Annotated in this window: 13 protein-coding genes and 1 pseudogene; 5 read left to right on the top strand and 9 right to left on the bottom strand. The window is 70.7% G+C overall.

Annotated elements, in window-relative coordinates; translation table 11 throughout:
* Window positions 1-78: 78 nt before the first annotated feature.
* The 6 genes from ASF25_RS23865 to dusB all read right to left on the bottom strand — a co-directional run bounded on the left by ASF25_RS23865 (window position 79) and on the right by dusB (window position 5831).
* Window positions 79-207, bottom strand: coding sequence for a hypothetical protein (locus ASF25_RS23865; RefSeq protein WP_277996228.1), 129 nt, complete (start codon window positions 205-207; stop codon window positions 79-81).
* Window positions 201-458, bottom strand: coding sequence for a hypothetical protein (locus tag ASF25_RS03815; protein WP_056174601.1), 258 nt, complete (start codon window positions 456-458; stop codon window positions 201-203). Before ASF25_RS03815 ends, ASF25_RS23865 begins: the two co-directional genes overlap by 7 nt.
* A 145-nt stretch (window positions 459-603) precedes the next feature.
* Window positions 604-1950 (bottom strand): adenylate/guanylate cyclase domain-containing protein, encoded by a 1347-nt coding sequence (locus ASF25_RS03810; RefSeq protein WP_082502473.1) that lies wholly within the window; start codon window positions 1948-1950, stop codon window positions 604-606.
* A gap of 198 nt (window positions 1951-2148) precedes the next feature.
* The gene (gene ntrC, locus ASF25_RS03805) at window positions 2149-3609 is read right to left on the bottom strand and encodes a nitrogen regulation protein NR(I) (RefSeq protein WP_056174598.1); all 1461 of its coding nucleotides are present in this window, start codon (window positions 3607-3609) and stop codon (window positions 2149-2151) included.
* Window positions 3610-3618: 9 nt separating this feature from the next.
* Window positions 3619-4758, bottom strand: a complete 1140-nt coding sequence (locus ASF25_RS03800; protein WP_056268354.1) for an ATP-binding protein — start codon at window positions 4756-4758, stop codon at window positions 3619-3621.
* A complete protein-coding gene (dusB, locus tag ASF25_RS03795; RefSeq protein ID WP_056303360.1) occupies window positions 4755-5831 on the bottom strand; it encodes a tRNA dihydrouridine synthase DusB in 1077 nt (358 codons plus the stop codon). Before dusB ends, ASF25_RS03800 begins: the two co-directional genes overlap by 4 nt.
* Window positions 5832-5973: 142 nt before the next feature.
* On the opposite strand from dusB, the pseudogene ASF25_RS23490 reads away from it, so the two are divergent.
* The 4 genes and pseudogenes from ASF25_RS23490 (at window position 5974) to ASF25_RS03770 (ending at window position 10447) form a co-directional block, all read left to right on the top strand.
* Window positions 5974-7297: pseudogene (locus ASF25_RS23490) on the top strand (bifunctional 2-C-methyl-D-erythritol 4-phosphate cytidylyltransferase/2-C-methyl-D-erythritol 2,4-cyclodiphosphate synthase).
* Window positions 7294-7803 (top strand): CinA family protein, encoded by a 510-nt coding sequence (locus tag ASF25_RS03780; RefSeq protein ID WP_056303354.1) that lies wholly within the window; start codon window positions 7294-7296, stop codon window positions 7801-7803. Before ASF25_RS23490 ends, ASF25_RS03780 begins: the two are co-directional and overlap by 4 nt.
* Window positions 7804-7901: 98 nt before the next feature.
* Window positions 7902-8345, top strand: coding sequence for a hypothetical protein (locus ASF25_RS03775; RefSeq protein ID WP_056303352.1), 444 nt, complete (start codon window positions 7902-7904; stop codon window positions 8343-8345).
* Window positions 8346-8668: 323 nt separating this feature from the next.
* Window positions 8669-10447, top strand: a complete 1779-nt coding sequence (locus ASF25_RS03770) for an ABC transporter ATP-binding protein (RefSeq protein WP_056303350.1) — start codon at window positions 8669-8671, stop codon at window positions 10445-10447.
* 54 nt (window positions 10448-10501) lie between these two features.
* Here ASF25_RS03770 and ASF25_RS22525 read toward each other — a convergent pair whose 3' ends face one another.
* From ASF25_RS22525 to ASF25_RS03755, 3 genes are all read right to left on the bottom strand, one after another.
* On the bottom strand, window positions 10502-10777 hold the full coding sequence (locus ASF25_RS22525) for a hypothetical protein (RefSeq protein WP_156368853.1): 276 nt from the start codon (window positions 10775-10777) through the stop codon (window positions 10502-10504).
* A 164-nt stretch (window positions 10778-10941) separates the two neighbouring features.
* A complete protein-coding gene (locus ASF25_RS23485) occupies window positions 10942-11430 on the bottom strand; it encodes a response regulator (RefSeq protein ID WP_244472889.1) in 489 nt (162 codons plus the stop codon).
* Complete coding sequence (locus ASF25_RS03755) at window positions 11412-12542, bottom strand: HWE histidine kinase domain-containing protein (protein ID WP_056303346.1); 1131 nt, start codon at window positions 12540-12542, stop codon at window positions 11412-11414. The genes ASF25_RS23485 and ASF25_RS03755 overlap by 19 nt, the downstream gene beginning before the upstream one ends.
* A 182-nt stretch (window positions 12543-12724) precedes the next feature.
* Between ASF25_RS03755 and ASF25_RS03750 the strand changes: the two genes are divergently transcribed.
* Window positions 12725-13144: a hypothetical protein gene (locus ASF25_RS03750; RefSeq protein WP_056303344.1), complete on the top strand. Its 420-nt coding sequence runs from the start codon at window positions 12725-12727 to the stop codon at window positions 13142-13144.
* Window positions 13145-13318: the final 174 nt, after the last annotated feature.

Raw genomic sequence — 13318 nt, 5'->3', positions numbered from 1 at the left:
GGGCAGTCGCGGAACGAGAACGAAAGACGGCGGGGCCCCGAGCCCCGCCGTTCTTCGTTTCCCATCGCCCCGGGGCGTCTACAGGCCGAGCAGGGCCTGGGATGCGCCGATGAGGGTGAAGACCAGGCCGCCCACGAAGGCGACCGCCATGGCGTAGGAGAACCCGTTCCAGATCAGCGAGACCGCCTTGAGGGACCGGTTCAGCAACGGTTGCCACCCGCGGTCTGGCCGTACTGCTTGACCGGGAAGTTCTGCTGGTTGGCGTTGCCCTCGGCGGCGGAGCTCACCGGGCAATTCGCGGGCGAGCGGGATTGCGGGTTGCCGTAGAGCGTGCCGGTCGTCTCGGTGTCGTTGGCGAACCCGGTGTAGCGGGCCGGGCGATCAAAGGCCATCGCGGACGAGATCGAAGCAACACCAAGGACCAGGGCGGCGGTGGCGGCGGCGATACGGGTCATCATAATGGTCTACTAGCTCCTGATCAGTACAGTCCGGCGGTACGGTCTGTTTCCGTTGCGTCTGATACTGATATAGGGTGCCTTTGCCGGATACGACGTGTCGCGACGCACGCGGCATCGCGGATTAAGCACAGGCGCTTCTCTCGCGTCACGCGGCCGGATTCAGTGCGGTTTCTGCCGGCGCGTCGGCCCACGCCACCGCGTAGAGCGCCAGGTCGCGGGTGTCGCGGCACTCCGAGGGCGGCATGGCCGAAAGGGTCAGGCCCGAGCGGATCGCCGGGCCGAGGAGGCGCAGGAAGACGTCCGACGCGGTTAGGGTCAGGTCCGCCGCCTTGGCCCGCGCTTCGATCCGCGCGAGGGTGTTCATCGCCTGGCCGAGCACCGTGAACTCGGCCCGGTGGCCGTCGTCGAACACCCCGACGAGCACCTCGCCGCAATGGAGCGCCATGGTGATGCGCAGGGTCGGCCGCCCTTCGCGGGCCCGCTCGGCGTTGAGGGCTGCGAGGCGCGCGACGATGGCGCGCCCGCAGGCCAGCGCCGCATGGGCCTGGGCCTGCGGGCGCCCGACAACGAACTGCGCCAGGATTCCGTCGCCCACGTACTTGTCGACGATGCCGCCGTGCTCCGTCACCGCCACGTGGGTCAGGGCGCGGACATCGAGGAGGGCGCGCACCACCTCCTCCTGCGCATGCTCGCGGGTAAAGGCCGAGAAGCCGCGCAGGTCGAGGGCGAACAGGCAGGCATGGCGCGAGCGCACGGCTTCGAGGCCCGCGCTCGCGAGTTCGCCGACCACCCGGGTGGGGACGAACCGCGCCAGGGTGGTGCGCTCGCGCTCCATCCGCAGGGCGGTGGTCACGGCCGAGCGCAGGCGCCGCACCCCGTCGATCACCACGAGGCTCGCGGCCATGAAGGTGAGCAGGCCCGGCACCTCCTCGTCGAGGGTGACGTGCGGGCCGAGCAGGGCGCTCTCGGGGTATGCGGAGGCGAACAGGATGGTGCTGCCCCAGGCGAGGCTGACGAGGCCCGCGAACACCGCCGTGTGCAGGACCCGCATGCTCAAGCCCGTCTGGAGCAGGAGCAGGAAGGCGGGGAGCCGGCTCACCGCTGTCGCGGTCTCCTCGGTTTCCACCGCGCCGACGAGCATGTGCTCGACCACGAGGAACAGGGCGACGCCGGCATTGAGGAGCGTCGCCGTCCAGGCGAGCCATTCCGTGTCGGCCGCCTTGTCCGGATCGGTGCCGCCGTATTCCCGGCGGCGGCCGCGATGGGCCTCGCGCCAGTCGGCGAGGCCGAGGCAGATGGAGCAGACGGCGTAGACGACGAGCACGATCCAATGGTTGGCGGTGTGGCTCGATCCGTCGAAGCCCTTGGCGGTGGCCAGCAGCACCAGCACGATCACGAGGTGCAGCACGAGGGAGCGCCGCCCCGAAGCGGTCTGGATGAGGCGCATGACGGTGGGGTCGCCGTGGGGCGGGCGGCGTGTGAACGGGGGCATGAGACTCCGGCAGGAGGGATTCGGGCTGGCCGGTCTTAGGCCACAGGGCGCGGACCGGGCCAACGCCGCATGACGACGCGAGCGATGTCGTGGGCGCATGCGTCGTGAACGCATGCAGATGCCCCGATCATCCGCCGCGCGTCCCTCCCTCACGGCATCGTCAAGTCCCGGTCCCTCGTCCCACCCCCCGCGCCTGCGTCACCGGGCGTTGCGGAACACCTGCAGGTCGAGGTCGCGCACCTTCTTGCGCAGGGTGTTGCGGTTGACCCCGAGCAGCTCCGCCGCGCGGATCTGGTTGCCGCGCGTGGCCGCCAGCGCCGCGCCGATGAGGGGGCCTTCGATCTCGCGCAGGATGCGGTGATAGAGGCCCGGCGGCGGCAGGGTATCGCGATAATTGCCAAAATACTCGGCCAAGTGCCGCTCCACGGCACCCGACAGGGTCTCGCCCTCCCCGGCGGCCTTGCGGGCCGTGCCGTTGGCGGGCGCGCTCTGGGCGAGCGGCAGGGTGTCGAGCTCCGCCTCGATCACCGGCCCGGTGATGGTCTCCTGCGGGTAGAGGGCGGCGAGGCGCCGGACGAGGTTCTCCAGTTCGCGGACGTTACCGGGCCAGCGGTAGCGCTTCAATCGCTCCATGGCCTCGCCGTCGAGCTGCTTGCGGCTCAGGCCCTCGCGCTCCACCATGACGAAGAAGTGCCGGATGAGGTCGGGCACGTCCTCCGAGCGCTCGCGCAGGGCCGGCAGGCGCAGCGGCACGACGTTGAGGCGGAAGAAGAGATCCTCGCGAAAGATGCCCTGCTGGATCGAGACCCGCAGGTCCTTGTTCGTGGCCGCGATGATGCGGACGTTGGTCTTGATCGGCACCCGGCCGCCGACGGTGGTGTACTCGCCCTGCTGCAGCACGCGCAGCAGCCGGGTCTGGGCCTCCATCGGCATGTCGCCGATCTCGTCGAGGAACAGGGTGCCGCCCTCGGCCTGCTCGAACCGGCCGGCCGAGCGCGACAGCGCCCCCGTGAAGGCGCCCTTCTCGTGCCCGAACAGCTCGGACTCGATGAGGTCGCGCGGGATCGCCGCCATGTTGACGGGCACGAACGGGCCCGTGCGGCGGCGGCCGTAATCGTGCAGGGCGCGGGCGACCAGCTCCTTGCCGGTGCCGGACTCGCCCGTGATCATCACCGTGAGATCGGTCGGCATCAGGCGGGCCAGCGCCCGGTAGATCTCCTGCATGGCGGGCGAGCGGCCCACCAGCGGAATATCCTCGTTGCCGGGGTCGGCGCCGGGGGCCGGCGTGCCGCGCGGCCGCGACAGGGCGCGCCCCACGATGGCGATGAGCTCCTTCAGGTCGAAGGGTTTGGGCAGGTATTCGTAGGCCCCGCGCTCCGAGGCGCGGATCGCCGTCATGAAGGTGTTCTGCGCGCTCATGACGATGATCGGCAGCTCCGGCCGCACCCGCTTGATGCGGGGCAGCAGGTCGAACACGTTCTCGTCGGGCATCACCACGTCGGTGATGACGAGGTCGCCCTCCCCTTCGGCGACCCAGCGCCAGAGGGTGGCGCAATTGCCGGTGGTGCGGACCTCGTAGCCGGCCCGCGACAGCGCCTGGTTCAGGACGGTGCGGATGGCGGCGTCGTCGTCCGCGACGATGATGTGGCCGTTGGGCATGCAGCGACTCTACAGCTCCGCGCTCGACTCGCGCCCGTCACGGGCGCTCGACATGGGAAGGAGAAGGCGGAAGGTGGTGCGGCGCGGCGCGGGATCGCATTCGACGATGCCGCCGTGGTCGCCGACGATCTTGGCCACCAAAGCAAGTCCCAGGCCGGACCCCTGCGCCTTCGTGGTCACGAACGGGTCGAACAGGTCCGGCAGCAGATCGGCGGTGACGCCGGGTCCGTTGTCGCGCACCGCCACCTCGATGGGCAGGCTGACGCGTTCGCGCGAGCCCGGGATCTGCAGGCGCAGGCCCGTGCGGAAGGCCGTCGACAGGGTGATCTCGCCGTCCACCGTGTCGGCGCCGATGGCCTCGGCGGCGTTCTTCACGAGGTTGAGGATCACCTGGATCAGCTGGTCGCGGTTGCCGAGCACCGGCGGCAGCGACGGATCGTAGGTCTCGACGAAGCGGATGTGGCGGGCGAAGCCCGACTGGGCCGAGCGCTTCACCTGATCGAGCACGCCGTGGACGTTGACGGAGACGCGCTCCACCGGGCGCTCGTCGCCGAACAGCTCCATGCGCTCGACGATGCGGACGATCCGGTCGGACTCGTCGCAGATGAGTCGGGTGAGGAGGCGGTCCTCGTCGTCGGCCGATTGCTCAAGGAGCTGGGCCGCCCCCCGGATACCGGCCAGCGGGTTCTTGATCTCGTGGGCCAGCATGGCGCCGAGCGCCACCATGGAGCGGGCCGCCCCCCGGTGGGTGAGCTGGCGGTTCATCTTGTCGGCGATGGTGCGCTCCTGCAGCATGAGCACCACGGCCTCGCCGTCGTCGCCGAGCGGCGTCGCGAACACGTCGACGCTGCGCTCCTGCCCCGAGCGCGGATGCACGAGTTCGACCCCGTACTCGCTGACGCTGGCCCGGCGGCGGCGGACCTCTGTGACGAGGGCCGAGATGGGCGAGGCGAACGGGATGATGTCGGCGAGACGCCGGCGCTGCATCAGCCGGGCGGAATGGTCGAAGAACGATTCGCCGGCGTGGTTCACGTGGAGGATGCGGTCGTCGACCCCGATGGTGAGCACCGGCAGCGGCAGGGCGTTGATCACCGCTTCGCTGGTGGGGGCCGCGACGGTCGGGCCGCGGGACTCGTCAGGGCCCGTCATGCCGCCTTCTCCATCGCCGCGTCCGTCGTCGCCCCGCCGCGGGCTTCCCCGTCGAACGCCGAAGCCAGCAGGGCGATCACCACGGCGGGGTCGGTGGTGGTGAGGAGCCGCGTGCGCCCGTCCGCCGACAGGCCGCCGCCGGCCTCGGCATAGGCGGCGAGGTGCTTGCGGGCATGGCGCACGCCCATGCGGACGCCGTAGAGGGCGAGGATCCCCTCGTAATGGGCGATGGCGAAGGCGGCCTTGCGGGCGTTCGTCAGGGTCGGGCCCGCCCGGCCCGCGAGCCCGGCCGCGATCTCGCCGACGAGCCAGGGCCGGCCCACGGCGGCGCGCCCGATCATCACCCCGGCCGCACCCGAGCGGGCGAGGCAGGTCCGGGCCGCGTCGAGGGTGGTGATGTCGCCGTTGGCGATGACCGGGATCGACACCGCCTCGACGACGCTGCGGATGGCGTCCCAATCGGCATTGCCCTTGTAGAATTGCTGGCGGGTGCGGCCGTGGACCGTGACGGCGTTGAGCCCGAGCCCCTCGGCGCGCCGGGCGAGGCTGGCGGCGTTGAGGCTGGCATGATCCCAGCCGAGGCGCATCTTCACCGTGACCGGAATCGACACGGCGGCGCGCACGGCGGCGAGGATGCGTGTGGCCCCGTCGAGGTCGCGCATGAGGGCAGAGCCGGAGGCGCCGCCCGTCACGACCTTGGCCGGGCAGCCCATGTTGATGTCGATCGCGTCGGCGCCGTTCTCTTCGGCGATCCGCGCGGCCAAACCCATGGGCTCGGGCGCGCAGCCGGCGAGCTGGACGACGTGGGGCTCGATGCCCCCGCCCTCGGCCCGCAGGGTGGCCTCGACGCTGCCGCGCGCGAACTCGGCCGCCGCCACCATCTCGGAGACCACGGCGCTGGCACCGCAGGCCCGGGCGATCCGGCGCATGTGCACGTCGGTGACGCCCGAGAGCGGCGCCAGCAGGACGGGCACCGGCCGGCCGGAACCGCCCAGCGCCGGGATGGACCTGGGGACGGCGGACGACGGGGAAGAGGGCGAGCGCAGAACGCTCAAATAATCATCATGGATCATTGTGCTCAAGGAATAGTCAAAACCGCGGCGGGCGCAAGCGCTCCCGGCGATTTGATTTCACGCCATGCCCCGCTTAAACGCTGGGCTCGTTCAAGCCCTTACAATCCGCAAGGCCTTGCAACGCGATGGTGGGAGCGTTTTCATGGCCGGCACCGCGTTCGAGGCGGCGGCAGTGGTGGTCGCGGCCGGCCGCGGCATCCGCATCGGCGGCGATGTGCCCAAGCAGTATCGCCGGGTCGGCGGCCAGGCGGTGTTGACCCGGACCCTGGCGGCGCTCGCCGCGCACGAGTCTATCACCTGCATCCAGCCCGTCATCGCGGCCGACGCGGAGGCGTTCTACCACGAATGCGTCGCCGATCTCGACCCGGCCCACCGCGAGAAACTCCGGGCGCCGGTACCGGGCGGGGCCACGCGCCAGCTCTCCGTCCGCGCCGGGCTCGAAGCCCTGGCGACGGGGGCGACGCCGGAACTCGTCCTCGTGCACGACGCCGCCCGCCCGCATGTCGACACCGCCCTCATCGACCGCGCCCTGGCGGCCGGGCGCGCCTACGGCGCCGCCGTGCCGGGCCTTGCCGTCACCGACACCATCAAGCGCGTCGAGACCATCGCGCCTGGGATCGGCCGTGTGGTCGAGACGCCGGCCCGCGAAACCCTGCGCGCCGTGCAGACGCCCCAGGCCTTCGCCTTTCGCCTGCTGCTGGATGCGCATCGCGCCGCGCGCGCGGAGAACCTCGACGGCTTCACCGACGACGGGGCGCTCGCCGAATGGGCCGGTCTCCCCGTGGTGGTGTTCGAGGGCGACCCGCGCAATCGCAAGATCACCCAGCCTTCCGACCTCATCGACGCCGACCGCGACTTTTCCGGCCCCGTCTCCCTTTGAGGCGAGACGTGCGTCGGCCGCTTTCACGAAACCCGCTCAGCCTGGAGCCCGCATGACCACCTACCTCACCCGCCTCGGCACCGGCTTCGACGTCCATGCCTTCACGGAGGGCGATCACGTCTGGCTCGGCGGCATCAAGATCCCGGCCGACCGGGGCGTGCTCGCCCATTCGGACGGCGACGTGGCGCTCCACGCCCTCACCGACGCCCTGCTCGGCGCCATCGCGGACGGTGACATCGGCACTCACTTCCCGCCCTCCGACGAGCAGTGGCGCGGTGCCTCCTCGGACCGCTTCCTGGCGCATGCCTGCGATCTCGTCCGCGCGCGCGGCGGCAAGATCGATCACCTCGACATCACCGTGCTGGCCGAGGCCCCGCGCATCGGCGCCCACCGCGAAGCCATCCGCGCCCGCATCGCCGAGATCGCTGGCGTGTCGCTGACCTCCGTCTCCATCAAGGCGACGACCACGGAGAAGCTCGGCTTCGTCGGCCGGGCCGAGGGCCTCGCCGCCCAGGCCGCCGCCACCGTGCGCCTGCCAGAGATCGATCTCGACACCGCCTCCGAGACGTCCGAGCGTCGGTCTTGATCGCAGACACCGCCCTGCTCGCCCGCGCGGAGGCGCTGGTCGCCGCCTTCGCGGCGGCGGGGCGGAGAATCGCCACGGCGGAATCCTGCACCGGCGGCCTCGCCGCCGCCCTGCTCACCGCCGTGCCGGGCTCCTCGGCGGTGCTGGAACGCGGCTTCGTCACCTATTCCAATGACGCCAAATCCGAATCCCTCGGCGTGCCGGCCGCGCTGATCGCCGCCCACGGCGCCGTCAGCCAAGCGACGGCCCGCGCCATGGCGGAGGGCGCCCTCGCCCATGCCCGCGCCGATGTGGCGGTGGCGATCACCGGCATCGCCGGCCCGGGCGGCGGCAGCGCGGACAAGCCCGTGGGACTGGTGCATTTCGGGCTGGCCCTCACGGGCGAACCGACGCGTCATCTGGAGCGGCGCTACGGCGATCTCGGCCGGGGCGAGATCCGGCGTCTGGCCGTGGGGGACGCGCTGGGGTTGCTCGAAGGGCTCGTCGGCCCGAATCCGGCGCCCTGACGGGTTGGCACCGAGCATCGTGTCCGCGACGACAGGGTTCCGAGGCGCGATCCAGGCAAGTACCCTCGCTGAGGCAGAAACCCTCGCCGAGGCAGACCATGCCGATCATTCTCTCGTCCGCGACCCTGGATCGGATGCTCGCGGCGCCGGCCTACGAGGATCTCGTCTGGATCGCCGGCATTCTCGCCGGGTGCAGCCGCTACGATCCCGAGGCGCCGACCTACGGCTTGCCGGAGGTCGCGTTCGGTCTCGTCGAGCGTCTCACGTGGTTCGCCCAGGGCGTCCGCTCCGGCGTATGGACCTACTTCGAAGCCACGCCCCTTCCGTGTCAGAACGCGATGCTGGCGATCCTGAAGGCCGACGCGGCACACCCTGAATTCCGGCAGGCCTACGAGATCGGCATGCGCGACTGGCGCACGCCGTCTGCCTTGACGGCCGTGGACGCGTGGATGGACGCGAACGACGATCGCAACACCCGCATCCTATGGGATCTCGTCGCGGCGAACCGGACGCTGCTCCAAGGTCTCGTCAATACCGCCTGAAGCCCTCGGTGGTGAGGGACGCACCCTGCCTCCATCCGCGTGTCGCCCCTTCGGGTTGGCTTGCGAATCACTGCGCGCCATGCTCAACCCACCGCCCGATTGTTCCCGCGCCGACGAGGGAGGCCGCATGCGTATCGTAGCGATTCCCGTCCGTGCCGGCGCCCGCCGCTTCGGCTGCCAGATCTGACGTCAGCCGCGCGCCCGAGGGCGCCCCGCTTCCGTCTGTCGCCCCTTCTCTGATCCTTTTGTCCTTTTGTCCGCCGCCGGTTTCGCACCGTGCCGCGGCCTCCGGAACGACGCGCGATCCGCGTCGCGAGGTTCCCATGTCTGTTCGTAACCAGCGCGAAAGCGCCTATCGGGCGGTCCTCGCCTTCGTGTTCCGCCGATGGCGCGCGCGGCTCGGCCTCGTCGCCGGCCTCGTCGCGGCCATCACCTGTGGCACCCTCGCGGACGTGTTCCTGCCGCTCTATGCCGGTCGCCTCGTCGATGCCCTCGCGGGGGACGACCGCGACGCGGCCCTCGCGGCGGCGTTGCCGGCCTTCGCCGCCATGGCGGCCCTGGGTGCGGTCCATATCGGCCTGCGCCACGTCGCATGGGCCCTCGTGGTGCCGCTCACCCTCGGCACCATGGCGGACGTGGCGCGGGCCGGCTTCCACCGGGTCCAGCGCCTGTCGACGGACTGGCACGCCAACAGCTTCTCCGGCTCGACGGTCCGCAAGATCTCGCGGGGGATGTGGGCCCTCGACGGGCTTAACGACACCCTGCTCCTCGCCCTGCTGCCCTCCGTGGTGGTGCTGCTCGGCACCATGGTGCTCCTCGGCTGGCACTGGCCCGCCATGGGGGCGGTCATCGGGCTCGGCACCCTGGCCTATGTCGGCACCGCCATCGGCCTCGCCACCAAGGTGATCGCCCCGGCGGCGCAACTCTCCAACGGCTGGGACACCCGGCTCGGCGGCACCCTGTCCGACGCCATCGGCAACAACGCCGTGGTGAAGGCCTTCGGCGCCGAGGGCCGCGAGGATGCGCGCCTCGCGCACATCCTGGGCAAGTGGCACAAGCGCACCCGCCGCACCTGGATGCGGGTGACCTGGAGCGTCACCGCGCAACTCGGCCTTCTGCTCGCCCTGCGCACCGCCATCGTGGGCGTCGCCCTGTGGCTGTGGTGGACGAAGGCCGCCACGCCCGGCGATGTCGCCTACGTGCTCACCACCTACTTCGTGGTGCACGGCTACCTCGGCGATATCGGCCAGCACATCAACCACCTCCAGCGGGCGGTGAACGAGATGGAGGAACTCGTCGCCCTCGATTCAGAACCCTACGGCGTCGCCGACCGGCCCGGCGCGACGGGGCTCTCGGTGACGGGCGGGGCGCTGCGGTTCGAGGCGGTGACGTTCCACTATGCCGGGCACGCCGCGCCGCTCTACCGCGACCTCTCGGTGACGATTCCCCCCGGACAGCGGGTCGGTCTGGTGGGGCGCTCGGGATCGGGCAAGACCACTTTCGTCAAGTTGGTACAGCGGCTCTACGACGTCACCGGCGGGCGGATCCGCATCGACGGCATCGACATCGCCGATGTCACCCAAACCTCGTTGCGCGAGAATATTGCCATCGTGCCGCAGGAGCCGGTGCTGTTCCACCGGTCGCTTTCCGAGAACATCGCCTACGCGCGGCCGGGCGCTTCCGCCGAGGCCATCGAGCGGGCGGCGCGGCTCGCCAACGCGCACGACTTCATCGCCCGGTTGCCGAAGGGCTACGGCACCCTGGTCGGCGAGCGCGGCGTGAAGCTGTCGGGCGGCGAGCGCCAGCGGGTGGCGCTGGCCCGCGCCTTCCTGGCCGATGCGCCGATCCTCATCCTCGACGAGGCGACCTCGAGCCTCGATTCGGAATCGGAGGCCCTGATCCAGCAGGCGATGGAGCGGCTCATGCGCGGGCGCACCGCCATCGTCATCGCCCACCGGCTCTCCACGGTCCGGTCCCTCGACCGCATCCTGGTGTTCGACCGCGGCCGCATCGTCGAGGACGGCCCCCACGATGACCTGATCCATGAGCCGGAGGGCCGGTACCGCGCGCTGTTCGAGACCCAAGCAGCCGTGCGTGCGTGAGGACGGCGCCTCACCTTACGGCGACGGGCGATGCCCCGGCCTGCGGATCGGCGGTCACTTGTCCGGGTGTTCGCAGCGATGGGCACGGCCCTCGGCTGAGACGTAGGCGATCCGGCCGCCCGTCGCCCGGCACTCGGCCGCCCGGGCGTCCATCACCCACTTGTCGGCCAAGGCGAGGCTGAGGGGCACCAGGGTCACGAGGCCGAGGAACACCGCCACCGCCGCGATGGCCCATCCGGTTCCGCGCGGCGGATCGGGAAAGGCCGGCCGCTCCGCCGGGGCGGGGAACAGGAAGGCGAGGGTCGTGACCCCGAGGAGGGTGGCACTCATGGGGGCACTCATGCGTGGCACGCGCGGGACGTCGCCCTTCGGCGTCGCGTGCGGTCAGGCCCCGGACCATAGCGGTTCGCAAGGATGTTGGCAGGCGACCATGGGAAGCAGCGGGCAGTCGAGCGGTCGGGCCCCCGCTGGCGATCGCATCCGCCGGGGAGGGCTCAGGCCGGGCTGTCGGCCTGGAACCCCGTCCCTTTGCCGGACGGCGAGCGCAGGGAGGCCTGGCAGGTGCAGCCGGGCCGCATGCAGGGCTCGGACCCCTTCTGTGCCAGCTCGCCGCAAATCAGCAGACGATGCAGCAGGTGTTCCATCGGACCCTGCTGGTAGGGCTTCTGCAGGACCGGGACACCCTGGTAGGCCCGCTCCAGCCCCTGCGTGCCGTAGCCCGTGGCGAACAGGAACGGCAGGCTGCGCTCGAACAGCACGTCGGCGATGGGGTAGCTCCGGGCCTCGCCGAGGTTCACGTCGAGCACGGCGGCATCGAACGTCTCGGTGCGGGCGAGCGCCAGGGCCTTGTCGAGGCGCATGGCGAGAACGACCTCGCAGCCGAGGTCCATCAGCATGTCCTCGGCCAGCATGGCGACGAGGCTCTCGTCCTCGACCAGAAGGACGCGGCGTCCATTCAGCACCGTCATGGGGCGGTCTGCCATGGGGCGGTCTGCCCGGTGATCACGTCCTGTCCCATCCACCCCAACGCGGTCAGGGGCACTTCGAGCCTGCACACCACCCCTGCAACACGATACTCGATCTCGGCCCGCCCATCGAATTCCAGGGGCAATTGGCGCTCGATCAGCCGCGAGCCGAAGCCCTTGCGGGTCGGGGCCGCGACTTCGGGGCCGCCCTGTTCCTCCCACAGCAGGTCGAGTCGTTGTCGGTCGTCCGCCATGGGTTCGAGGGACCAGGTGACGTGGACGCGGCCCTCGGGAACCGACAGCGCGCCGTACTTCGCCGCATTGGTCATCAGTTCGTGCAGGGCCATGGACAGGGTCACCGCCACCTTCGGATGAAGCCGGGCATCCGGCCCGTCCATCCGAAACCGGTCAACGTCGACCTCGGCGAGAAGATGGGGCGCCAGGGCGCGCGTGACCACGCTGCGCAGGCTGGCGCTCTCCCAATTGTCCGCCACGAGGACGTTGTGGGCCGTGGACAGGGCCGCCATCCGGGCGTCGAACACCGTGCGAGCGCCGACCTCGGCCTGGCCCCGGAACGTCTGCGCGGCGATGGACTGCACCGTTGCCAGGGTGTTCTTCACCCGGTGGTTGAGCTCGTTGAGGAGCAGGCGCTGGCGCTCGGCCGCCGCCTTCTCCTCGCTGATGTCGCGCACCTCAATGATGGTGCCGATGATGTTGGCCGAGTCGTCGCGGATCGGGCTGGCGGTGAAGCCGACGGGATAGAAATGCCCGTCGGCGTGGACGAACACCTCCTCGCCCCGCTCGTGGTTGTTCTGGGGGAACGCCCGGTCGATGGCGCATTCCGCGAGGGGGAACGGCCGGCCGTCCGGATAGGTGTGGTGCACGATGTCGTGGAGCGGGCAATCGCGCGCGAGCACCTCGGCGAGGGTGAAGCCGGTCAGCTGCTCGGCGGCGCGGTTCATGTAGACGCAGTGTTGGCGGTCATCCATGAGGAAGATCGACACCGAGGCGTTGTTGAGCACCGCATTCAGCCGGCGCTCTGTCTCGAACAACTGGTCGCCGCGCCGCAGGGTCGCGAGCGAAGCCGCAGCCAGGGCGGACGATTGCAGGGGCTGCCGGGATTGCGGCACGGCTGGATCCTTCCCACGGAACGGGTGCCAACGCCGTGCACTGCCGGATGGTTCGCGTCAACGCTGCGCGTGTTCCGGGACCCGCCTCCCACAGCTTCGCCATCCGGCGCCACAGGCAGGACGGAACGGTCTCGCGTCTGGCGGGTTGTTGCATCAATCCTCACAACTCTGGGAACTCTCGCATGCGCAAGCTCGCACTCGCCTCGACGGCCGTCCTCGGTCTCGGCCTCCTCGCCGCCGCCCCCGCAGAGGCCCGCGGCTACGGTTACGGTGGTGGCTACGGTCACGGCGGTTACGGTCACGGCGGCGGTTATGGCCGTGGATATGGCGGCGGCTACGGTCGCTACGGTGGCGGCTACGGCCGTGGTTACGGACGGCGCGGCATCGGAACCGGCGCGGCTGTGGGCCTCGGCATCGCCGGTCTCGCAGCAGGCGCCATTGCGGCGGGCGCCTACGGCGGCGGGTATGGCGGCGGCTACGGTTACCCGGCCTATGGCGGGTATTCCTACGGCGGCCCGCGCGCGGTCGGTTACGGCTACGCCCCCGCCTATGGCTACGCTCCGGCCTACGGCTACGGCGGCGGTGGCTATTACGGCTACTGAGCCTCGTCACACGCCGCACAAGAACGGGGTCGCCGAGAGGCGGCCCTTTTTCGTTGCGGGTCGATGGGTTCGACCGGCAGAGGCAGTGCCGCGGGACTGCAACCTGAACACAATGGTGTGGCGAGCGTCGTGCGATCCAGCGCGAACGTTGTCCTGTAGACGGGCTCTGTGCTC

This window comes from Methylobacterium sp. Leaf100 (assembly GCF_001422845.1).
GTDB lineage: Bacteria > Pseudomonadota > Alphaproteobacteria > Rhizobiales > Beijerinckiaceae > Methylobacterium.
This window is presented reverse-complemented; position numbering and strand designations above follow the sequence as displayed.